The 22,493-nt window shown below is 54.9% G+C and carries 24 protein-coding genes; 12 read left to right on the forward strand and 12 right to left on the reverse strand.

The window, feature by feature from the left end; translation table 11 throughout:
* Together AC6I8K_RS17305 and AC6I8K_RS17310 are read left to right on the forward strand one after the other, a co-directional pair.
* On the forward strand, positions 1-219 hold the full coding sequence (locus AC6I8K_RS17305; RefSeq protein ID WP_007892223.1) for a YheU family protein: 219 nt from the start codon (positions 1-3) through the stop codon (positions 217-219).
* Between the two features lie 61 nt (positions 220-280).
* Positions 281-1,150 (forward strand): phosphoribulokinase, encoded by an 870-nt coding sequence (locus AC6I8K_RS17310; RefSeq protein ID WP_483816340.1) that lies wholly within the window; start codon positions 281-283, stop codon positions 1,148-1,150.
* An 80-nt stretch (positions 1,151-1,230) separates the two neighbouring features.
* Here the strand turns inward: AC6I8K_RS17310 and AC6I8K_RS17315 are convergent, their stop codons facing one another.
* Complete coding sequence (locus AC6I8K_RS17315; RefSeq protein ID WP_497827119.1) at positions 1,231-1,635, reverse strand: OsmC family protein; 405 nt, start codon at positions 1,633-1,635, stop codon at positions 1,231-1,233.
* A 304-nt stretch (positions 1,636-1,939) separates the two neighbouring features.
* Here AC6I8K_RS17315 and crp point away from each other — a divergent pair, with 304 nt between their 5' ends.
* Both crp and AC6I8K_RS17325 read left to right on the forward strand, forming a co-directional pair.
* Positions 1,940-2,572 (forward strand): cAMP-activated global transcriptional regulator CRP, encoded by a 633-nt coding sequence (gene crp / locus AC6I8K_RS17320; RefSeq protein WP_003852956.1) that lies wholly within the window; start codon positions 1,940-1,942, stop codon positions 2,570-2,572.
* Positions 2,573-2,630: 58 nt separating this feature from the next.
* Positions 2,631-4,709, forward strand: coding sequence for a YccS/YhfK family putative transporter (locus AC6I8K_RS17325; RefSeq protein ID WP_064739709.1), 2,079 nt, complete (start codon positions 2,631-2,633; stop codon positions 4,707-4,709).
* Here the strand turns inward: AC6I8K_RS17325 and argD are convergent.
* Positions 4,706-5,926: a bifunctional acetylornithine/succinyldiaminopimelate transaminase gene (gene argD / locus AC6I8K_RS17330; RefSeq protein WP_064739710.1), complete on the reverse strand. Its 1,221-nt coding sequence runs from the start codon at positions 5,924-5,926 to the stop codon at positions 4,706-4,708. The two genes, AC6I8K_RS17325 and argD, sit on opposite strands and share 4 nt — an antisense overlap.
* An 87-nt stretch (positions 5,927-6,013) precedes the next feature.
* Entirely contained in the window at positions 6,014-6,589 is a 576-nt protein-coding gene (locus tag AC6I8K_RS17335) for an aminodeoxychorismate synthase component II (RefSeq protein ID WP_064739711.1), read from the reverse strand.
* A gap of 150 nt (positions 6,590-6,739) precedes the next feature.
* Here AC6I8K_RS17335 and AC6I8K_RS17340 point away from each other — a divergent pair, with 150 nt between their 5' ends.
* Positions 6,740-7,111 carry a type II toxin-antitoxin system RelE/ParE family toxin gene (locus tag AC6I8K_RS17340; RefSeq protein WP_483816342.1) on the forward strand — a complete coding sequence of 124 codons (372 nt, stop codon included), beginning with the start codon at positions 6,740-6,742 and terminating at the stop codon, positions 7,109-7,111.
* Entirely contained in the window at positions 7,095-7,418 is a 324-nt protein-coding gene (locus tag AC6I8K_RS17345) for a helix-turn-helix domain-containing protein (protein ID WP_483816343.1), read from the forward strand. The genes AC6I8K_RS17340 and AC6I8K_RS17345 overlap by 17 nt, the downstream gene beginning before the upstream one ends.
* Here AC6I8K_RS17345 and AC6I8K_RS17350 read toward each other — a convergent pair.
* The 3 genes from AC6I8K_RS17350 to ppiA form a co-directional block, all read right to left on the reverse strand.
* On the reverse strand, positions 7,413-8,012 hold the full coding sequence (locus AC6I8K_RS17350) for a putative adenosine monophosphate-protein transferase Fic (RefSeq protein WP_064739714.1): 600 nt from the start codon (positions 8,010-8,012) through the stop codon (positions 7,413-7,415). The genes AC6I8K_RS17345 and AC6I8K_RS17350 overlap by 6 nt on opposite strands.
* The gene (locus AC6I8K_RS17355; RefSeq protein ID WP_073991683.1) at positions 8,002-8,172 is read right to left on the reverse strand and encodes a YhfG family protein; all 171 of its coding nucleotides are present in this window, start codon (positions 8,170-8,172) and stop codon (positions 8,002-8,004) included. The genes AC6I8K_RS17350 and AC6I8K_RS17355 overlap by 11 nt, the downstream gene beginning before the upstream one ends.
* A 98-nt stretch (positions 8,173-8,270) precedes the next feature.
* Entirely contained in the window at positions 8,271-8,843 is a 573-nt protein-coding gene (gene ppiA / locus AC6I8K_RS17360; RefSeq protein WP_064739715.1) for a peptidylprolyl isomerase A, read from the reverse strand.
* 262 nt (positions 8,844-9,105) lie between these two features.
* Here ppiA and tsgA point away from each other — a divergent pair, with 262 nt between their 5' ends.
* Positions 9,106-10,284, forward strand: coding sequence for an MFS transporter TsgA (gene tsgA / locus AC6I8K_RS17365; protein WP_483816345.1), 1,179 nt, complete (start codon positions 9,106-9,108; stop codon positions 10,282-10,284).
* Between the two features lie 33 nt (positions 10,285-10,317).
* Here the strand turns inward: tsgA and AC6I8K_RS17370 are convergent, their stop codons facing one another.
* The gene (locus AC6I8K_RS17370; protein WP_497827120.1) at positions 10,318-11,601 is read right to left on the reverse strand and encodes a cytosine deaminase; all 1,284 of its coding nucleotides are present in this window, start codon (positions 11,599-11,601) and stop codon (positions 10,318-10,320) included.
* Positions 11,602-11,889: 288 nt separating this feature from the next.
* Between AC6I8K_RS17370 and nirB the strand changes: the two genes are divergently transcribed.
* The 5 genes from nirB (at position 11,890) to AC6I8K_RS17395 (ending at position 17,517) form a co-directional block, all read left to right on the forward strand.
* Positions 11,890-14,430 (forward strand): nitrite reductase large subunit NirB, encoded by a 2,541-nt coding sequence (nirB, locus tag AC6I8K_RS17375; protein ID WP_497827121.1) that lies wholly within the window; start codon positions 11,890-11,892, stop codon positions 14,428-14,430.
* Positions 14,427-14,753, forward strand: coding sequence for a nitrite reductase small subunit NirD (gene nirD, locus AC6I8K_RS17380; protein WP_497827122.1), 327 nt, complete (start codon positions 14,427-14,429; stop codon positions 14,751-14,753). Before nirB ends, nirD begins: the two co-directional genes overlap by 4 nt.
* Before the next feature lie 30 nt (positions 14,754-14,783).
* Positions 14,784-15,587, forward strand: a complete 804-nt coding sequence (nirC, locus tag AC6I8K_RS17385) for a nitrite transporter NirC (protein ID WP_483816349.1) — start codon at positions 14,784-14,786, stop codon at positions 15,585-15,587.
* A 44-nt stretch (positions 15,588-15,631) separates the two neighbouring features.
* Positions 15,632-16,996 (forward strand): siroheme synthase CysG, encoded by a 1,365-nt coding sequence (gene cysG, locus AC6I8K_RS17390; protein ID WP_497827123.1) that lies wholly within the window; start codon positions 15,632-15,634, stop codon positions 16,994-16,996.
* Positions 16,997-17,070: 74 nt separating this feature from the next.
* Positions 17,071-17,517: a hypothetical protein gene (locus AC6I8K_RS17395; RefSeq protein ID WP_064739722.1), complete on the forward strand. Its 447-nt coding sequence runs from the start codon at positions 17,071-17,073 to the stop codon at positions 17,515-17,517.
* A 598-nt stretch (positions 17,518-18,115) separates the two neighbouring features.
* Here AC6I8K_RS17395 and trpS read toward each other — a convergent pair.
* The 5 genes from trpS to AC6I8K_RS17420 all read right to left on the reverse strand — a co-directional run bounded on the left by trpS (position 18,116) and on the right by AC6I8K_RS17420 (position 22,492).
* The gene (gene trpS / locus AC6I8K_RS17400; protein ID WP_064739723.1) at positions 18,116-19,120 is read right to left on the reverse strand and encodes a tryptophan--tRNA ligase; all 1,005 of its coding nucleotides are present in this window, start codon (positions 19,118-19,120) and stop codon (positions 18,116-18,118) included.
* Positions 19,121-19,135: 15 nt separating this feature from the next.
* Complete coding sequence (locus AC6I8K_RS17405) at positions 19,136-19,813, reverse strand: phosphoglycolate phosphatase (protein ID WP_497827124.1); 678 nt, start codon at positions 19,811-19,813, stop codon at positions 19,136-19,138.
* A complete protein-coding gene (gene rpe / locus AC6I8K_RS17410; protein ID WP_007892266.1) occupies positions 19,797-20,480 on the reverse strand; it encodes a ribulose-phosphate 3-epimerase in 684 nt (227 codons plus the stop codon). The genes AC6I8K_RS17405 and rpe overlap by 17 nt, the downstream gene beginning before the upstream one ends.
* A gap of 65 nt (positions 20,481-20,545) precedes the next feature.
* The gene (gene dam / locus AC6I8K_RS17415; protein WP_064739725.1) at positions 20,546-21,358 is read right to left on the reverse strand and encodes an adenine-specific DNA-methyltransferase; all 813 of its coding nucleotides are present in this window, start codon (positions 21,356-21,358) and stop codon (positions 20,546-20,548) included.
* A gap of 96 nt (positions 21,359-21,454) precedes the next feature.
* Entirely contained in the window at positions 21,455-22,492 is a 1,038-nt protein-coding gene (locus AC6I8K_RS17420) for an SPOR domain-containing protein (RefSeq protein ID WP_483816351.1), read from the reverse strand.
* Position 22,493: the final 1 nt, after the last annotated feature.

A 22,493-nucleotide genomic window follows, 5' to 3' on the forward strand; every position in this document is an offset into this window, starting at 1 on the left:
GTGATTATTCCCTGGCAAGAACTCGAAGCGGACACGCTGGAAAACCTGATTGAAACCTTTGTGTTACGCGAAGGTACTGATTATGGCGAGCAGGAACGCAGTTTACTGCAAAAAGTTGCCGACGTGCGCCGCCAGCTGGAGCGTGGCGATGTGGTGCTGGTGTGGTCGGAACTGCATGAATCCATCAATATCATGCCAAAAGGTGAATTCCGCGGCTGATGCACCCCGCGGCAATTCGTGGTAACAATGCTCATCGCCGGACCTCACAGGGAGCTCTGTTATGTCAGCCAGGCATCCAATTATTGCCGTTACCGGTTCCAGCGGCGCCGGAACCACTACCACCAGCCTTGCCTTCCGTAAGATTTTCCAGCAGCTGAATTTGCATGCAGCGGAAGTAGAAGGCGACAGTTTCCATCGCTTCACGCGTCCGGAAATGGACATGGCGATCCGCAAGGCGCGCGATCTGGGTCGCCATATCAGTTACTTCGGCCCGGAAGCCAACGACTTCGGCTTGCTTGAGCAGACGTTCAGGCATTACGGCCAAACCGGTTTGGGCGAATCGCGTAAATATTTGCACACATACGACGAAGCCGTGCCGTGGAATCAGGTGCCGGGCACTTTCACCCCCTGGCAACCGCTGCCGGAGAACACTGATGTGCTGTTCTATGAAGGCTTGCACGGCGGCGTGGTCACGCAGCAGCAAAATGTCGCAGAGCATGTCGATTTGCTGGTTGGCGTAGTCCCGATTGTTAATCTTGAGTGGATTCAGAAGCTGGTGCGCGACACGGGCGAGCGCGGTCATTCGCGTGAGGCGGTGATGGATTCGGTGGTGCGTTCGATGGAGGATTACATCAACTTCATCACGCCACAGTTCTCACGCACCCACATTAACTTCCAGCGTGTGCCAACCGTTGATACGTCCAACCCATTTGCGGCACGCGAAATTCCGTCGCTCGACGAAAGTTTCGTAGTGATTCATTTCCGCGGTCTGGAAGGCATCGCGTTCCCCTATCTCCTGTCGATGATTCAGGGATCGTTTATCTCCCACATCAATACGCTGGTGGTGCCGGGCGGAAAAATGGGACTGGCGATGGAGCTGATTATGCTACCGCTGGTGCAGCGACTCATTGAAGGGAAGCGGATTGAGTGAGTGTCATTGGTCGCCATGAATGGCGACCCTACGAAATGAGAGCGTTTTGTAGGGTGCGCATTAATGCGCACCTGCCAGCATTAAAGCGCGATCACTTCGTAGCTATGCGTAATTTCCACGCCTTTGCCCAGCATGATCGCCACCGAGCAATATTTTTCCGCTGACAAATCAACAGCGCGTGAAACCGCCTTGTCGCTCAACGCTTTGCCGCTGACGATGAAGTGGAGATTGATGTGGGTAAAAATACGTGGCGCTTCTTCCCGACGTTCTGAAGTGAGTTTCACTTCGCAATCGGCGACATCGCTGCGCCCTTTTTGCAGGATCGACACCACATCAATAGCGCTACAACCGCCCGCCGCCATCAGCACCATCTCCATTGGACTTGGCGCTTTATCACCGGAATTACCGTCCATTAATACCTGATGGCCGGATGAGGATTCTCCGAGAAAGGTCAAACCTTCCACCCATTTCACTCGTGCCTGCATTATTCTTTCTCCTGAAGAGGCGGTTTTGCCGCCAGAGTACGCTTTCACCTGACAAACAGCAATCCAGAGTAATCCCCCTTCTGCTGAAGCGAGACAACACAAGACAGCTCGCTAAAGCTGTGCTACAAACAGTGCTGAAAATATTTTCGTCATTACAGACGAAGGCGGGAAGAATCAAAAGCGTAGCTTAAGAGTCCACCCGGAATAATTTTTCCTTTACTGGAAACGCTCGACGATTAAACCGCCTGACAGGGAAAAATGCCCCCTGTATTTTGGGCACGATTACAACAGAGGATAATAGCGAATGGTTCTCGGCAAACCGCAAACAGACCCTACACTCGAATGGTTCCTGTCCCATTGCCATATTCACAAATATCCATCCAAAAGCACGCTCATCCATCAGGGTGAGAAAGCGGAAACGCTGTACTACATCGTGAAAGGTTCCGTAGCGGTACTGATTAAAGATGAAGAAGGCAAAGAGATGATTCTCTCCTATCTCAATCAGGGAGATTTTATCGGCGAACTCGGTCTTTTCGAAGAAGGCCAGGAACGCAGTGCTTGGGTGCGTGCGAAGTCTGCCTGCGAAGTGGCTGAAATTTCATACAAAAAATTCCGTCAGCTGATTCAGGTAAACCCGGATATTTTAATGCGACTTTCGTCGCAAATGGCGCGTCGTCTGCAAGTGACATCTGAGAAAGTGGGCAACCTTGCCTTCCTCGATGTGACCGGACGTATCGCGCAAACGCTGCTAAATCTGGCCAAACAGCCAGATGCGATGACTCACCCGGACGGGATGCAAATCAAAATCACCCGTCAGGAGATTGGTCAGATCGTGGGCTGCTCACGCGAAACCGTGGGTCGTATCCTGAAAATGCTGGAAGATCAGAATCTGATCTCCGCACACGGTAAAACCATCGTCGTTTACGGCACCCGCTAATTTCTTCTCACCCACGGCGTGATGGCAACATCGCGCCGTTTCTATTTGCGATGAGCTGATGTGGCGCCGAATCATCTATCATCCTGAAGTTAACTATGCGCTGCGGCAAACGCTGGTGCTGTGCCTGCCTGTGGCTCTCGGCTGGCTGTTTGGCGATCTGCAAAAAGGTCTGCTGTTCTCGTTAGTGCCTGCCTGTTGCAATATGGCGGGGCTGGATACGCCGCACAAACGCTTCTTCAAACGCCTGATTGTAGGGGGTTCGCTGTTTGCCACCGGCAGTTTCCTGATGCAAATCCTCACCGCGTACCAAATTCCGCTGCCGCTGATTTTGCTGGCGCTGCCGCTGCTGATTGGCGTGACCGGTGAAATCGGCCCACTGCATGCGCGCCTGCTCCCCGCGACGTTAATCGCCGCCATCTTTACGCTCAGTTTAGTGGGACGCATGCCGATGTGGGTGCCGCCGCTGCTCTACATAGGCGGCACGCTGTGGTACGGCTTGTTCAACTGGTTCTGGTTCTGGCTGTGGAAAGAGCAGCCGATGCGCGAATCGCTTAGCCTGCTGTTCCGTGAGCTGGCCGATTATTGCGATGCCAAATACACCTTACTGACGCAGTTGACCGATCCGGAAAAAGCGCTGCCCCCCCTGCTGGCACGCCAGCAAAAGGCGGTCGATCTCATCACGACCTGCTACCAGCAAATGCACATGTTGTCGGCCAGCCGTGATAACAGCCACAAACGTCTGACACGCGCTTTTCAGGTGGCGCTGGATTTACAGGAACACATCTCGGTGAGTTTGCATCAGCCCGAAGAGGTGCAAAAGCTCGTGGAGGAGAGCCACGCCGAAGCGGTGATTCGCTGGAACGCCAAAATCATCTCAGCCCGGCTGCGCGTGCTGGCCGATGCGATCCTCTACCATCAATTACCCGATCGTTTTCACATGGAGAAACAGCTCGGCGCGCTGGAGAAAATTGCGCGCCAGCATCCGGATAATCCGGTCGGCAACTTCTGCCTGTATCACTTCAGTCGCATCGCCCGCGTGTTGCGCACGCAGAAGCCACTCTACACACGTGACCTGATGGCCGATCGCCAGCGCCGTTTGCCGCTGTTGCCGGCGTTGCGCAGTTATCTGTCGTTCAAATCTTCCGCGTTACGCACCGCCGCTCGTTTCGCCGTGATGCTGATGTTTGGCAGCGCGTTGGCGCTGTTCTTCAACATTCCCAAACCTTACTGGATTCTGATGACCATCATGTTCGTCAGCCAGAACGGCTACAGCGCGACACGCGTGCGTATTCAGCACCGTGCGCTGGGCACCTTTGCGGGTTTGCTGATCGCTGCCGCCTCGCTACAGCTGGCGGTGCCGGAATCGATCACGCTGCTGTTTATGCTGGGGATCACGCTGGCAAGTTATCTGATCACGCGGAAATATTATGGCTGGTCGATGATTGGCTTCACCGTCACCGCAGTGTATTCGCTGCAGCTGCTGTCACTTAACGGCGCGCAATTTTTACTGCCACGCATGATGGATACCCTGATGGGCTGTTTGATTGCCTTCGCCGGGATGATTTGGTTGTGGCCGCAGTGGCAAAGCGGGCTGCTGCGCAAGAACGCACACGATGCGCTGGAAGCGTATCAGGATGCCTTGCGACTGTTGCTGGGACCGGAACAGTCGCCCGAGAAACTGGCTTATCAGCGCATGAAGGTTAATCAGGCGCACAATGCGCTGTTCAACTCATTGAACCAGGCATCGAGCGAGCCGGGCTTTAACCTGCAATATCTAAAAGATATGCGCATGTGGGTAACGCACAGTCAGTTCATTGTCGAGCATATTAACGCCATGACGATCCTGGCGCGCGAACACACCATGTTGACGGCGAAGCTGGCAGAACGTTATCTGCAATCCTGTGAAATCGCGCTGCAGCGTTGTCAGCAGCGGCTGGCATATGACGGGCCGGGCAACGACAGTAATATTCTGGAGGCGCCGGAGAATCTTAATGAAGGGCCGGTGACGATTGTCGAACAGCATGTGAAGCGGATCTTGCAGCACCTTAACGTCATGCACACCATCTCTTCACTGGCGTGGAGCCAGCGACCGCATCATGGTCGCTGGCTCAAGGTGTTACGTCCTAAAGCGGATTAAGCGGCCAGTACCTTTTCAATCGCGCGGGCGAAACGCGTCATGCCTTCGGCGATATCGGTAGGTTCAATCACCAGTGACGGCACAAAACGAATCACATCGGTGCCCGCAGTGAGAATCATCAGCCCTTCCGCTGCGCAAGCGTTGAGAATGTCACGCGCTTTGCTGGCAAACTGCGGCTTCAGCGCGGCCCCCATCAGCAGACCTTTGCCGCGAATCTCGCTAAAGATAGCGAATTTGCTGTCGATGGCTTGCAGCGCTTCAACAAATTGCTGACGACGTGCTTCTACACCTGCCAGCACTTGCGGCGTGTTGATGATATCCAACGCGGTTTCGGCAATCGCACAGGCCAGCGGATTGCCGCCGTAGGTGGTGCCGTGTACGCCCGGCGCCATCACCGAGGCAATTTCGTTGGTAGTCAGCATCGCACTCACCGGGAATCCGCCGCCCAGCGCTTTCGCGGTGGTGAGGATATCGGGCTTAATGCCGTAATGTTCATAGCTAAACAGTTTGCCGCTGCGGCCCATGCCGCTCTGCACTTCATCCAGCACCAGCAACGCATGGTGTTCATCACAGAGCGCGCGCAGACCTTGCATAAATTCTTGCGTAGCCGGCACAACGCCACCTTCGCCCTGAATCGGCTCGACCACGATGGCGCAGGTATGATCGTCAATCACCGCTTTGACCGCCTCAAGATCGTTGAACGGCACATGCACGATATCCGCCGGTTTTGGACCGAAACCATCGGAGTATTTCGGTTGGCCACCAACCGACACGGTAAACAGCGTGCGGCCGTGGAAGGCATTGTGAAAGGCGATGATTTTGCTTTTGAACGGGCTGTGTTTTTTACAGGCGTAATAACGCGCCAGCTTGAATGCCGCTTCGTTGGCTTCCGCACCGGAGTTACCGAAAAATACCCGATCGGCAAAGGTAGCAGCGATCAGTTTGCTGGCCAGACGCAGCGCCGGTTCGTTGGTGAACACGTTGCTGGTGTGCCACAGCGTTTCGCCCTGCGTTTTCAGCGTTTCCACCAGCGCCGGATGGCAATGGCCCAATGCAGTCACCGCGATACCGCCGGAGAAATCGATATACTCTTTGCCCTGCTGATCCCACACTCGGCTGCCTTTGCCTTTAACCGGCACAAACTGCGCAGGTGCATAAACAGGCAAAATAACGTTATCGAACGTTTCCCGGGTTACCGCTAGTTTTTCCGCTGCCATTGACGACCTCATCGGGTTATTTGTTGAGCTGATGTGAAATTATAATCACAAAATATGCATAAAAAATCACACGAAGGCAAACATAAGTTACGCGTTGAGGAAATTAGCCAGCAGCTGATGCCCTTGCTCACTGAGAATGCTTTCCGGATGAAACTGCACGCCTTCCAGCGACAAGCGACGATGGCGGAAACCCATGATCTCATCCGGCTGGCCATCGCGCAGGCTCCACGCGGTGACTTCAAACTCAGCAGGCAGCGAATCGCGCGCCACAATCAATGAATGGTAGCGCGTCACAGTAAGCGGATTGTTCAGACCGCGAAACACACCTTGACTGGTGTGCTGGATCAGCGAGGTTTTGCCGTGCATCACCTGGCGCGCGCGCACCACCTGCGCACCATAGGCTTGTGCGATCGCCTGATGCCCGAGGCAAACGCCAAGAATCGGCACGCGTCCGGCGAAATGGCGAATAGCCGCGAGCGAAATGCCGGATTGATCCGGCGTACATGGGCCAGGTGAAATCACCAGATGCGTCAGCGGCAGCGCGTCAATCTCATCCAACGTAATGGCGTCGTTGCGCACGACGCGCACGTCAGCGCCCAACTCGCAGAAGTATTGGTAGAGATTCCAGGTAAAGGAGTCGTAGTTATCGATTAGCAGCAGCATATTAAGTCGTAAATGTGAGTCATTGCTGGCGACCGGCGCAAGAAAGGTCGCAAAAGAGCCATGTTAACACCTTCAAATTGAATACCCGCTAGCTGACAAAAAAAGAATCTGATTACTCTCACACTCAGTGCTATATTTTGGAGAGTTGCTATGTCAGCTAATGCACGTGTGTTCAAAACGAAGTGGTTCAGCAAGCAAGCCCGGCGGCATTTAATTGGTGATGAAGAACTTTGCCGCGCTATGGCAGCAGTAAGACTTGGCTATGCCGATGATTTAGGTGGTGGAGTATTTAAAAAGCGTCTGCAGCAGAATCGCGATCGCGCCATCATTTTGGCGAAAGGCGGGAAAAACTGGATTTATACTTTCCTATTCGCCAAACAAGACCAGATTAGCTTGAGCGAAAGCGAGCTTGAAGGCTTTCGCGAGCTGGCAAAACATTACTCGCTTATTTCAAATGAGGCTCTGAACCGGTTGATCGCCGTGCGGGAGTTGGTGGAGATGTGTCATGACCATAACGCGTAAATTTAAAAGTCCGGCTCTGGAAGCCATCCATAGCGCTGCATCGGGTCTGTTTGAAGCCGATGCTATCAGTAAACAAAGCATGCGTAACTTTGATGAACGTTGCCTAAGCGATGTCGTCGCGCTCGATGCGCAGGCGATAAAAAACCTGCGCGAGAATTTAAACATCAGCCAGCCGGTTTTTGCCCGCTATTTGAATACCAGCGTTTCAACCGTGCAAAAGTGGGAAACCGGTGCTAAACGCCCCGGCGGTATCTCTCTTAAGCTGTTGTCGGTAGTGCAAAAGCACGGTTTGGAAGTGTTGTTATAAGATCTGCGCCGGACTCACCACTTTCGCAAACTGCGCGGTGAGCGGTTCGAGATCGCCTGCGACGCCAGCCGAGATCGCGGCGCGCCACGCCTCGCGTTCAAGGGTTTCCCACGACAGCTGATAACCGGCATGCAGCGCTAACTGTTCGAAGAAAATACGCTGGACGCGGCCATTACCGGCGCGGAACGGATGCAGCACGAAAATCTCACAGTAATAATGCGCAATGCGCGCCACGAACGCCTGTTGCTCGAGGTCGGCCAATCCGCGCTCTTCCTCAAGCGCCTGCATCAGCGTATTGCCCTCTTTCTCAATATATTCGCAGTGACAATACGGTGTTTCGTCACGCCAGATATCGATGGTACGCAGTTCTCCCGCCCAGCTGTAGAGATCCTGAAACAGGGTGCGATGAATGTGGCATAGGCGCGGCAAACCGAGGCTGCGCTGACCCAGTTCTAAGGTCGCCAGGCGTGCGGTGCTAAAAGCCAGTTCGGCTTTACGCAGCTGCGTTTCATCGTGAATTTCAAGGCGATTCTTCAGCACGCTATCGTTATGCCACAAATAGGGATCGCGTACTGCCAGACTGTTATCCGCCATATTGTCTCCTTAGCGACGCAAGTCGTTCTTCTGCGTGTTCGGCGTCGATTAGCGGCTCATTGGACGTGTAACCGGCCAGACGACAGCTGGCTTGATAGCTTGCAGCACGGCGCTGCTGCCACAAGGTGGCTTTCTGTTTCTCGGTGAGTTTGCTGCTCATAGCGCCTCCGGCAAGCAATGAGCCCTAAGTATAAGCAGCATTTTTTTGCTTTGCCGGAGTGCAAATGACGCGCCTATAGAAAATGGCGCGTTTTAGAATTAAGGCAGGACTTTGGCGGAGAGGATAACAATCGGTTTTGACGGCACATTTTGGTACGGACCCACATCTTTAGTCGGGACCTGCGCAATCTTATCGATCACATCCTGGCCTTTCACAACTTTACCAAATACCGCATAGCCGAAATCACGCTGACCGTGATCGAGGAACGCGTTATCGGCTACGTTGAGGAAGAACTGGCTGGTGGCGCTATCTTTATCTGCGGTACGTGCCATCGAAATGGTGCCACGCAGATTACGCAAGCCGTTGTCGGCTTCGTTTTTGATTGGCGCTACCGTTTGTTTCTGCTGCATATCGGTGGTGAAACCCCCGCCCTGAATCATAAAACCAGGAATAACGCGGTGGAAAATGGTGTTGTTGTAGAAACCGTTGTTGACGTAATCAACGAAGTTTTTCACCGAAACCGGGGCTTTCTGGTTATTCAGTTCGAGTTCAATATTGCCCGCAGAGGTGGTGAGCAGCACATGCGTATCCCCTTTTGCTGCCAGCGCAGCAGAAGATACGGAAGAGAGTGCTAACAGGGCAACCGCCGCTGTCAAAGTACGCTTAAGCATGAAAGATTCCTTACCATGGAGAGCTAGCTTAAAAACGAGATCGATTGTAAAGAGCATGTGATCCAAGAGCCAGCGTTTTACCGATATTTACGTGGATGTTGCTATTGTCATACTTTTGCCGCCACGCAATCATTTGCGTGACTAAAATCACACTATTAATGAAATATCTCAGCCTTGTTTCACTCGTTGTTTATTAAGATCACGCTTGCACTTACAATTCATGACACTTTTTGCCAACCTCGGCGCTTAACAGGTTCAGAACATGACAAACCGTAATCGGCTCGGCCTTACCTGGATTAGCTATTTCTCTTACGCGCTCACTGGCGCACTGGTGATCGTTACCGGTATGGTGCTGGACAATATCGCGCAGTATTTCCAGCGTCCTATCTCTGAAATGAGCAACACCTTCACTTTCCTTAATGCAGGCATTTTGGTGTCGGTGTTCCTGAACGCCTGGCTGATGGTGATTGTGCCGTTGAAGCGCCAGCTGATCTTTGGCTTCGTACTGATGATCCTCGCCGTTGCGGGTCTGATGACCAGCCACGATCTCACCGTCTTCTCGCTATGCATGTTCGTGCTCGGCGTAGTCAGCGGTATCACCATGTCGATCGGTACGTTCCTGATCACCCATCTTTACGATGGTCGTCAACGCGGCGCACGTCTGCTGTTCACCGATTCATTCTTCAGCATGGCGGGCACCATCTTCCCGATCATTGCCGGTGTCCTGCTGGCGCGCGCGCTGCCATGGTATTGGGTTTATGCCTGCATCGGCATCATTTATGTCGCGATCTTTGTGCTGACGCTGTTCATTGAGTTCCCGGTACTGAAAAGCGAAGCCGCTAAGCCGGGCGTTGAGAAAGAGAAGTGGGGCATCGGCGTGCTGTTCCTGTCGATTGCAGCACTGTGCTACATCCTGGGCCAGCTCGGCTTTATTTCGTGGGTGCCAGAATACGCCACCAAATCGATGGGCATGGATATCGCCGCTGCCGGTCAACTGGTAGGTAACTTCTGGACCGCGTATATGGTCGGTATGTGGGTGTTCAGCTTCGTGCTGCGCTTCTTCGATCTGCAACGCATTCTGATGGTGCTGGCTGCGCTGGCAACCGGTTTGATGTACTGGTTCGTCACCGCCAAAGACGCCAGCATGCTGCACTGGATCATCATGACGTTAGGCTTCAGCTCAAGCGCCATTTACACCACCATCATCACGCTGGGTTCGCTGCAAACCAAGGTTTCTTCACCGAAGCTGGTGAACTTCATCCTGACCTGCGGCACCGTTGGCACTATGCTGACGTTCGTCGTCACTGGCCCAATCGTGGCGCAAGGTGGCGCGCATGCTGCGCTCTCTACCGCTAACGGTTTGTACGCCGTGGTGTTTGTGATGTGTGTTCTGCTGGGCTTTGTAACCAAACATCGCCAGCACGGCCACGTAACGCACTAAGTTTGACGGGCGGAGAGAGCTCCGCCCTGCTCTTCAGCGTTTGAACGTTACCGCTTCTTTTTCCGCTAAATAGATCGCACTGCTGGCGGGCTGGGTCGCGGCGACTAGCACCCCTTTGCGCAGCGAATAACGCACCGGCACCTGACGCCGCACCGCATCAAATCCGCTTTCCGCCGGCAGAATAATCAGACTGGCATCATTGCCTGGTTCCATACCGTAATGCTTCAGCTGCATCGTTTTGGCGCTGTTCGCCGTAATCAGCTGTAATCCATTATCGATCTGCTCGTAGCCCATCAGCTGACAAACGTGCAATCCCATATGCAGCACCTGCAACATGCTGGCGGTGCCAAGCGGATACCAGGGATCGAATACATCATCGTGCCCGAAACAGACGTTAATATTCGCGTCCAGCAGTTCTTTCACCCGCGTGATGCCACGACGTTTCGGATAGCTATCAAAGCGCCCTTGCAGATGGATGTTTACCAACGGATTGGCCACAAAGTTGATATTAGAGAGCTTGAGCAGGCGGAACAGCCGCGACGTGTACGCATTGTTGTAAGAATGCATCGCCGTGGTATGGCTGGCGGTCACGCGCTCGCCGTTGCCATCGCGATGCGCCAGCGCCGCCACGGTTTCGACAAAGCGCGACTGTTCATCATCGATCTCGTCGCAATGCACATCCACCAGCCGATCGTAGCGATTCGCCAGCGCAAACGTCTTATGCAGCGACTCTATGCCATATTCGCGGGTGAACTCATAATGTGGAATCGCGCCCACCACATCCGCGCCCATGCGCAGCGCCTCTTCCAGCAAGGCTTCGCCATTGGGATAAGAGAGAATCCCTTCCTGCGGAAACGCCACAATCTGAATATCGATCCACGGTGCCATTTCCGCTTTCACCTCCAGCATCGCTTTTAACGCGGTGAGCGTGGGATCCGAAACATCAACGTGGGTGCGCACATGCTGAATACCGTTGGCGATTTGCCACTTCAATGTTTGCTGCGCGCGCTGTTTCACATCTTCATGACTCAGCAGCGCTTTGCGCTCCGCCCAGCGTTCGATGCCTTCAAACAGCGTGCCGGATTGGTTCCAGGCAGGTTCGCCAGCAGTTTGCGTGGTGTCGAGGTGAATATGCGGCTCGATAAACGGCGCGCTCGCCAGTCCGCCCTCAGCATCCAACGTGTCAGGCTGTGCTGCGGTTTGCGACGGCTGCGGGCGAAGGTGCGCAATTTTGCCGTTGTCGATTTCGATTTGCCACAAGCCTTGCTGGCCCGCTACGCGCAGGTTGTTGATCCACTTCAGTGACGGATTTGCCATGCCGTTCTCCTGTAAAACACAAAATCTAAAGCTAGCATGAAAACCAATGCCACCGCGGGCACATTCCGTAGCGGCGCAATTTATTGCGCGATAAATCGCGCCACTACGGAATGTGCGACGAAGAAAATGATTGGGTAATTATCAACCAAATAAGCCACTTAACTAATTCGTTCAAAATCAGTTACATACCTCAAAATAGGTATATAGGGACGCGCTTGATGTACATCAATAAGCGCCAAAAGCGACACGTTAAGGTAAGCGCAGATACCGCAATTTTTTGAGGCAAGCATGAGCAAGCACAGTGTCGTTATTATTGGCAACGGCATGGTCGGCCACCGCTTTATAGAAGAACTTATCGACAAAGATGAATCCAATCAGTTTGCGATAACCGTTTTCTGTGAAGAACCCCGCGTCGCCTATGACCGCGTCCACCTTTCCGCCTATTTCTCCCACCATACTGCTGAAGAACTGTCGCTGGTACGCGTAGGTTTCTATGAAAAACATCAGGTCAAGCTGCTGCTAGGCGAACGCGCTATCACCATCAACCGTGATGAAAAACTGATCCATTCTAATACCGGTCGCGCGGTGCATTACGACACGCTGATTTTCGCCACCGGCTCATATCCGTGGATTCCGCCGATCAAGGGCGCGGAAGGCAGCGACTGCTTTGTCTATCGCACCATTGAAGACCTCAACGCCATCGAAGCCTGTTCACGCCGCACCACGCGCGGAGCAGTCATTGGTGGCGGATTACTGGGGCTCGAAGCGGCAGGCGCGTTGAAAAACCTCGGCATTGAAACCCACGTGATTGAGTTCGCGCCGGTGCTGATGGCAGAGCAGCTCGATCCGCAAGGCGGCGAGCAGCTACGACGCAAAATCGAGCAGATGGGCGTACGCGTGCATACCGGCAAAAACACGCAGCAAATCGTCCATCATGCCAAAGGCGGTAAAACGCTGGAGTTTGCCGACGGCAGCGCGCTGGATGTTGATTTCATCGTCTTCTCCACCGGCATTCGCCCGCAGGACAAACTCGCCAAACAGTGCGGTTTGCAGCTAGGCCAGCGCGGCGGTATCGCCATTGACGACAATTGCCAGAGCAGCGATGCAGACATCTTCGCCATCGGTGAATGCGCCGCCTGGCAGAACCGCATTTATGGCTTAGTCGCACCGGGCTATAAAATGGCGCAGGTCGCCAGCGACAGGTTGGTTGGTCGCGACAATGCCTTTGCTGGGGCAGATATGAGCGCCAAGCTGAAATTGCTGGGCGTTGATGTCGGCGGAATTGGCGATGCGCATGGTCGCACGCCGGGCGCGCGCAGCTTCGTGTGGCTTGATGAGCAAAAAAATATCTATAAGCGCCTGATTGTTAGCGAAGATAACCGCACGCTGTTAGGTGCCGTGTTAGTCGGTGATACCAGCGATTACGGCAATCTGCTGCAGCTGGCGCTGAATAATATCGCGTTACCGGAAAATCCGGCCCTGCTGATCTTGCCCGCAGGCAGCGGTGAGAAGCCGGTAATGGGCGTAGATTCCCTGCCGGACAGCGCGCAAATTTGCTCCTGCTTCGACGTCAGTAAAGGCGATATCGTCAAAGCCGTGCAAGGCGGTTGCCATACGGTCGCCGCACTGAAAACCGAAACCCGCGCCGGAACCGGCTGCGGCGGTTGTATTCCATTGATTACCCAGGTACTGAATGGCGAACTCAGTCGTCAGGGTATCGAAGTTAACAATCATCTGTGCGCACACTTCCCCTACTCACGCCAGGAGTTGTATCACCTGATTCGCGTGGAAGAGATCAAATCCTTCGATGCACTGCTAGCCAAATATGGTCAAGGTTACGGCTGTGAAGTATGCAAACCCACGGTGGGTTCGCTGCTGGCTTCCTGCTGGAACGAGTATGTGCTGAAGCCGCAGCTGGCACCGCTGCAGGACAGTAACGATCTGTTCCTCGGTAATATCCAGAAAGACGGCACTTATTCGGTGATCCCGCGCTCAGCCGGTGGCGAGATCACGCCGGAAGGGTTGATGGCGATTGGCGCCGTGGCGCGTCAGTACAATCTTTACACCAAAATCACCGGCTCGCAGCGTATTGGTTTGTTTGGCGCACAGCGCGATGACTTGCCAGCTATCTGGACGCAGCTGATTGACGCAGGCTTTGAAACCGGCCAGGCGTACGCTAAAGCGCTGCGCATGGCGAAAACCTGCGTGGGCAGCGTCTGGTGCCGCTTTGGCGTCGGCGATAGCCTCGGTTTCGGCATCGAACTGGAAAACCGCTACAAAGGCATTCGTACCCCGCACAAGATGAAGTTTGGCGTCTCCGGCTGCACGCGCGAGTGTGCCGAAGCGCAGGGTAAAGACGTGGGCATCATCGCCACCGAGAAAGGCTGGAACCTATATGTCTGCGGCAACGGCGGCATGAAGCCACGTCACGCCGATTTGCTGGCCGCCGATCTCGATCGCGACACACTGCTGCACTATCTCGATCGCTTCATGATGTTCTATATCCGCACCGGCGATCGCCTGCAGCGTACCTCGCTGTGGCTGGAAAGCATGGATGGCGGCATCGATTATCTGCGCAGCGTGATTGTCGACGACAAGCTCGGTCTGAATACGCAGCTGGAGCATGAACTGACGCGTCTGCGTGCCGAGGTGGAATGTGAATGGGCCGCGACGGTGCAAGATCCGCAGCAGCAGAGCCACTTCAGTACCTTTATCAACAGCGATCGACGCGATCCGCTGGTGCAGCATATCAACCAACGCGATCAGCACCGTCCGGCGCAACCCGCCGAACGTATTGCGGTCACCCTGATTGAGGAGAGCGACGCATGAGCCAGTGGCATTCAGTGTGTGAACTCAGCCAAATCCTGCCTGCGACCGGTGTATGCGCGCTGATCAAAGGCCAGCAGATTGCCATCTTCCGTCCGCGTGACGATGAGCAACTCTACGCCATAAGCAATATCGATCCTTTTGCCCAGGCTAGCGTGTTATCTCGCGGCCTGATTGCAGAGCACCAGCAGGCGCTGTGGGTGGCGAGTCCACTGAAGAAACAGCGCTTCCGCCTGAGTGACGGCTTGTGTCTGGAAGACGAAGCGCGCTCGGTGGCGAGCTATCCGGTGCGCGTAAGGGCGGGCAAGGTTGAGATATGTGCCTGACAGCATTCCTTCACTTTATGAGACGTCACTATGTTCACTGACACCCTGAATAAATGCGCCGCCAACGCGGCGCGCATTGTGCGTACTGCGCAGCACAGCCCGCTGGCCTTCTGGATCAGCTCGGCGATGGCGGGCGCTTACGTTGGCCTGGCGATTATCCTGATCTTCACGCTCGGCAATCTGGTCGATCCGGCTTATCGTCCACTGTTGATGGGCGCGACCTTTGGTATCGCCTTAACGCTGGTGATCATCGCCGGTTCCGAGCTGTTCACCGGCCACACCATGTTCCTGACCATTGGTGTGAAAGCGGGCAGCATTAATCAAGGCCAGATGTGGTGCGTATTGCCGCAAACCTGGCTGGGTAATCTGCTCGGTTCGGTATTGGTCGCACTGATTTATTACTCTGCAGCGGGTCCGCTGCTGCCGAATGCCGGATCGCTGCTTCACAGTGCGGCGCTGGCAAAAACCGTGCAGCCGGCGATGGCGCTGTTCTTTAAAGGCGCGCTGTGTAACTGGCTGGTATGCCTGGCGATTTGGATGGCGGTACGTACCGAAGGAACGGCGAAGTTCATCGCCATCTGGTGGTGTTTGCTGGCATTTATCGCTTCCGGCTATGAGCACTCCATCGCCAACATGACGGTCTTTGCGCTGTCGTGGTTTGGTCAGCATAATGCAGACCTCACTTTGAGCGGCATCGGCCACAACTTGCTGTGGGTGACGCTGGGCAACATGTTCTCCGGCATGGTGCTGATGGGTCTCGGTTACTGGTACGCCACCCCGCAGGCGCAACGCCCGCAGGCAGAAGCGCAAACCACGCCGCTCAAAACGGCATAACACTTTTTTCAGCCCGCCTTGAGCGGGCTTTTTTAGGATGAGCGATGGACTACTTTCCGCTGTTTTGCCGCCTGCAAGGTAAACGCTGTTTGCTGGTTGGCGGTGGTGATGTGGCAGAACGCAAAGCGCGTTTACTGTTGGAAGCCGGTGCCGATCTGCACGTTGGCGCACTGGATTTCTCCCCTGCGTTTCAGCAGTGGGCACAACAGGGAAAGTTGACTTTATTACCCGGCGCGTTTGATGAATGCTGGTTAGAAGGCTGTTGGTTGGTGATTGCCGCCACCGACAATGATGCGGTTAACCAGCAGGTCGGTGATGTGGCGGAGCAGCGACGCATCTTCTGCAATCTGGTGGATGCACCGCAGGAAGCCAGCGCGATTATGCCATCGATTATCGATCGCTCACCGCTGATGATTGCCGTCTCTTCTGGCGGCCGCGCACCGGTGCTGGCGCGTTTACTGCGAGAAAAACTTGAAGCGATGCTGCCACAACATCTCGGCGAGCTAGCGTCATTGGCCGGTTCGCTGCGAAGCCGCGTAAAGCGGTCCTTCAACAGCATGGCGCAGCGTCGCGCTTTCTGGGAGCGTTTCTTCGTTAGCGATCGTCTGGCACAAAGCCTTGCAAATGGCGATCGGCCGCGCGCGAAGCACATCGTCGAGACCTTGTTCGATGCGCCGCTGTCGCAGCAAGGCGAAGTGGTGCTGGTGGGGGCCGGGCCGGGCGATGCGGGACTGCTGACATTAAAAGGCCTGCAGCATATCCAGCAGGCCGATGTGGTGGTGTATGACCGCTTAGTCTCCGAGCCGATTCTCAACCTGGTGCGCCGCGATGCTGAGCGCATCTTTGTGGGTAAACAAGCGGGTAATCACTGCGTACCGCAAGCGCAGATTAACCAGGTTCTGCTGGAGCAAGCGCAGAGCGGCAAGCGCGTAGTGCGACTGAAAGGCGGCGATCCTTTTATCTTTGGTCGCGGCGGCGAGGAGCTGGAACTGCTGGCGCAGCACAACATCCCGTTTAGCGTAGTGCCGGGTATCACCGCCGCGTCGGGCTGTTCCGCCTACAGCGGCATTCCGCTTACGCATCGTGACCACGCGCAAAGCGTGCGCTTCGTGACCGGCCATTTGCAGCAGCACGGTGAAATCGAATGGCGCAAACTGGCCGCCGAGCAACAAACGCTGGTGTTCTATATGGGGTTGGCGCAGGCGCCTGAAATCCAAAAGCAACTGATGCAGCACGGCATGGATGCAGCGATGCCGGTGGCGATTGTGCAAAACGGTACCACGCCGCAGCAGCGCGTAGAGACCGCAACCCTGGCGGAGCTGGCAACCCTGGCGCAGCAGTTTGCCAGTCCGGCTCTGATTATTGTGGGTCGCGTAGTGGAGCTGCGTTCCCAGTTACGCTGGTTCTGAAGCGGCAAAAACTGTACAGCACTGCGCTTTGTCGCCAGACTAATAGCCATCTTTCTCATTGATAAGGAGTTTCCATGCGCGTTGCTTCACTGGTTTGCGCGTTGTTATTGCCGCTGAGCGCGGTTGTCACCGCTGCACCCGTTACCTGGTCGAACGTCATCGGCGAATGGCAGGTGGTGGCGGTAACGCCCAGGAAGGAAGTCGGGCAGCTGTATATCAAGAATGACCCGCAGTTTATGGGCGCGCGCGTGGCATTTAAGCCGAACGCGATAACCTGGACACGTGGTACCGCCGAACGCAGCATCCATCCTGCGGTCGATAACTGCGCAACTAAACCGCGTCTCACTGCCGCCAATGGCGCGGGACAAGATCGTGATTTCACCTTCCGCTACGGTTTTAACGTGAGCTGTGGCAATAAGGCGTGGGGACCGGCACCCGGCGCGGTAATCAGCGTGCTGGCTGACGGCAACGCCCGCCTGTTTTGGGATGGCGCAGAACTGGCGTTACATCGCATCAAATAAAAAACGGCGGGTCATAGAGACCTAATGCTCGTCAGTTAAGCGCCGTATCAAATCGCCGCACCTTCCGTAGCAGCGCGATTTATCGCGCAATGAATTGCGCCGCTACATTGTGCGCACTCGGTAATTAGGGTTTTCATCTCTTAAATGACGAGCATTAGCCATTTATGGCGACAAGGACACCACCCTTGTGCGGCCATTGAAATGGTCGTCATTAATGACGACCCTACAATTCTGGCAGCGATTATGCAGTTTAATATGCACTGCAGTAGCAGCGTGGGTGTTGAGGCGACATCCTAACCCGCTGAGCGAGAGAGGGATTCCAGGGCGAACCGCATGGATGCGGTGAGAGGCGGCGCTGAGCAGGAGCGAATCGCCGCCGGTCCGTCAGGAATCTTGTCGAGTGAAGGCACCGCGTAGCGGCGGGTTGGGCTGGCGCAGGGCCCGGGAGTGAAGAGGGCGTGGCCAGACGCCCTCTTCTCGTTCGCCGCACGGCTGAACTGCAACTGCCACAGCCAATGGCGAACGAAAGTCGCTCTGCGCATAACTGATCGGCATTAGGTCATAACGACCCGCCGTTACGCGTTATCCCGCCAGCCGCTTACGGCTGCGCGACAAAGCCGACCGCTTCGTACACTTTCTTCAGCGTTTCCTGCGCATGCGCGCGGGCTTTCGCTGCGCCATCGCGCATCACCTGATTCAGCAGCTCTTCGTCGTTACGGAAACGATGGTAGCGCTCCTGCAGATCGGTCAGCATGCCGGAAACCGCATCCGCTACCGCGCCTTTCAGGTGGCCGTACATTTTGCCTTCGAACTCCTGCTCCAGCTCGGCAATGGTTTTGCCGGTCACGCCTGAGAGAATATCCAGCAAGTTGGAAACACCGGCTTTCTCTTTGACGTCGTAGCGCACCACTGGTGGCTCGGCGGAGTCAGTCACCGCGCGTTTGATCTTCTTGACCACCGCTTTAGTGTCTTCCAGCAGACCAATCACGTTATTGCGGTTGTCGTCTGACTTGGACATTTTCTTCGTCGGCTCAAGCAGCGACATCACGCGTGCGCCCGATTTCGGAATGAACGGCTCTGGCACTTTGAACACATCGCCGTATAGCGCATTGAAACGCTGCGCGATATCGCGGCTCAGTTCCAGATGCTGCTTCTGATCCTCGCCAACCGGCACCTGATTGGTTTGATACAGCAGGATATCGGCCGCCATCAACACCGGATAATCAAACAAACCCGCGGTGATGTTTTCCGAGTAGCGCGCTGATTTATCTTTGAACTGCGTCATGCGGCTCAATTCGCCGAAATAGGCGTAGCAGTTCAGCACCCAACTCAGCTGCGCGTGCTCTGGCACGTGCGACTGAACAAAGATGGTGCTTTTAGCCGGGTCGATGCCGCAGGCAAGATAGAGCGCTAAGGTATCCAGCGTGGCTTTACGCAGCGCAACAGGATCCTGACGTACGGTGATGGCGTGCAGATCGACGATGCAGTAAATGCAGTGGAAGTCATCCTGCATCTGCACCCACTGACGCAGCGCACCCATATAGTTGCCAATGGTCAGTTCACCGGAAGGCTGGGCGCCGCTGAAAACGATGGGTTTGCTCATGTTATGTCCTGATAATCACAGCCCGATAGCGGGCAAAAGTTCGTCAAAAGAGTCGAGAGTTAAATCGGGAAGGCTGGTCGCAATCGGCTCACCGTAGTTGTAGCCAAATGTCATACCGATGTTCGGTACGCCTGCCGCTTGGGCCGCGAGAATATCATTGCGGGAATCGCCGACAAACAGCAATTGTCCGGGAAGCACACCAAAATGGCCGAGTACCAGGAAAATGGCCGCCGGATGGGGCTTTTTCACTATCACGTCGTCACCGCCGATAATCTGCGTGAAGTATTCGGCAATACCGAGCGACTTAAGCAGCGGAGCAACAAACGGTGTGGGCTTATTGGTGACGATCGCCAGCGGCAGGCCTTTCGCCTGCAGCGCTGCCAGCGTCTCTTTCACCTGCGGGAACAGCGTGCTGCCCGCTTCCACCGTTTGCGCGTAATACTTATCAAACAGCGCACGCGCATCGCGTTGCTCTTCAGCATGTGGCTCGCGTCCTAGCGCCCAGGTCAGCGCACGGCTCATCATCACGTCTGCGCCGTTACCAATCCAGGTGGAGGCTAATGTCACACCCGGCGGCGGCAGTTGCAGATCGGCCAGCGCATGATCGATGGCTTGTGCTAAACCTGGCGCGCTATCAACCAGCGTACCGTCCAGATCAAACGCCAGCGCGCGGATATCAGTGAAATGAGCCATTAACTTTCTCCAGTTCGCCACGCATTTCATCGATCACTTTTTTGTAATCCGGATGACCAAAGATCGCAGAACCCGCAACAAACATGTCAGCGCCGGCGGCAGCAATTTGACCGATGTTATCGATTTTCACACCGCCATCAACTTCCAGACGAATGTTGTAGCCGCTTTGATCGATCAGGCGACGTGCCTCGCGCAATTTATCGAGCGTTCCGGGAATGAAGGATTGACCGCCAAAACCTGGGTTGACCGACATCAACAGAATGATGTCCAGCTTATCCATTACATAATCGAGGTAGTCGAGCGGCGTGGCAGGATTGAATACCAGTCCGGCTTTGCAGCCGTGCTCTTTGATCAGCTGCAGCGTGCGGTCAACATGCTCACTGGCTTCCGGATGGAAAGTAATGAAGGTGGCGCCTGCTTTTGCGAATTCCGGGATCAATGCATCCACAGGTTTGACCATCAGATGCACATCAATAGGTGCAGTGATGCCGTAATCGCGCAGCGCTTTCAGCACCATCGGCCCCATCGTCAGATTGGGAACGTAGTGGTTATCCATCACATCGAAATGGACCACATCACCACCTGCCGCCAGCGCTTTGGCCGTGTCTTCACCTAAACGGGCGAAGTCTGCAGCCAGAATTGAAGGGGCCAGTAAAAATTGTTTCATCCGATTCTCCCAATTTTGTGCGCCAGCCGGAGCTGGCGTAATGCCTTGGTCGCGGACGAAACAGGCTAGCGGAAAAGCGCCAGCAGTTCGTCGACCTGAGTGCGACCACTTATGCTTCGGCTGATGGAACGCCGGGCTTTGACTACGTGTAAATCCGCATTCTGATACCACTCACGCGTGAGCACCGTATCGTGATTAGAAATCAGTACCGGGATGCGATTTTGCTGCGCCAGCTTATTGGCCAATTCCGCCAGATGCTGCTGCTCGCGCAGACTAAAACTGTTGGTATGGTACGCGGTAAAATTCGCTGTCGCTGAAAGCGGTGCATACGGCGGATCGCAATAAACGACTGAGCCTTCAACGGCGTTGTTCAGAGTAACATCGTACGATTCACAGACAAAGGTCGCTTTTTGCGCCCGTTCGGCAAACCATAACAGCTCCGCTTCAGGGAAATACGGCTTACGATAACGGCCAAAAGGCACGTTAAACTCACCGCGCAGATTGTAGCGGCAAAGCCCGTTATAACCGTGGCGATTGAGATACAAGAACAGTACTGCGCGCTGATATTCATCTTTGCTCGCATTGAAAGCGATGCGCTGCGCGTAGTAGGTTTCCGCGGTATTACCTTCGGCATTGAAGAGCTGACGCGCGTCTTCAATGAAACCCGCAGTGCGCGTTTTAACGATGTTATACAGATTGATGAGATCACCGTTGATGTCCGCCAGGTGATAGCGGTCATAATCGGTGTTGAGGAACACAGAACCAGCGCCGACAAAGGGTTCGATAAGACAATCACCTTGTGGCAAATGACGACGAATGTCATCAAGGAGCGGGTATTTCCCTCCGGCCCATTTCAGGAAAGCGCGATTTTTTTTCATGCTGTCGTGGTTATTACATCTTAATTATTGGCTGTGGTGAAACCGACAGCAGCTCTGCGCTTTAAACGGGGCCGCATTTGCGCGGCCCCACATCAATTACTGACTTTCTTTCTTCACCTGGCTAAGCGGTTTTACCCACGGATTGGCTGCACGCACTTCCGCTGGCAGTGATGCCACGGCGCGTTTCGCATCGGCTGGCGTGGCGTAAGCACCGCTGACCAACACATACCAAGGCTCACCGTTACGCGTGGTTTTATACACGTGATAACCGCTCAGGTTCTGTTTTCTCGCCCAGGCGTTCAGGCTCTCTTCTTTCGACGCACCGCTCAGCTGCAGCGTGTAATTTCCGCCTGACGGCAGCGACTTGCTGGCACCGCTCGAAGTCGCAGGCGCGGCATTGCGCGTCGCGGTGGTGCGTGTGTTGTTATCTTTCACGGGTGCCGGTTTAGAAGCGGCCGGTGCTTTATGCGGGGTCGACGCATGCGTCTCGCGTGTACCGTTATTGCTGGTGCGCGCAGGTGTTTCTGGACGCATCGCGGGCGGCGTAATCGCTTTACCATTGCCGCTAACCGTTGCCGGTGCGGTTGGCAGCGAACTGTTGCCCTGCGCACCTTGTGCCGCAGCATCAACTGAACCTTGCTGATTGTTCAGCGCAGTATTGAGATCGCCCGGCAGCGTGACGCGCTGTTGGTTGGCTGGCGTATCCACAGGCGCAGCCTGGGTCGGCGTAGAAGAGACCGATGGCATCGAGATGGATTGTGAGTCATTGCCCGCTGGTGCAGCCGTGCCCGCCGTGTTTTGCGGTGCGCTGCTTTCAGCTGAAGGAGTGGCATTTTGCTGGCCGCTCATAGACGTCGATCCCGAAAGGTCGATGTTCTTTTCGCTGCCACCGGCAGAAGGTGCCGCGCCGTTATTAGCGGTATTCGTTGCGGGTTTCTTCTCGTCTGGGCCGGTTAATGCTGAACCTATACCCAGCACCACCAATAGCAGAACCAAAATACCAATGCCCATCATCATATGCTGACGAGAAACCGGTACTTTCACTTTTGGCGCAGAAGACGATTTGCGTGGCCGCGTCGGACGGCGATCACTGGCGTCAGGTTTTAACTCGTCTTCCGGTTTGAACTCATCCATT

The organism is Pantoea sp. X-Soil-ISGK-421 (assembly GCF_059730785.1).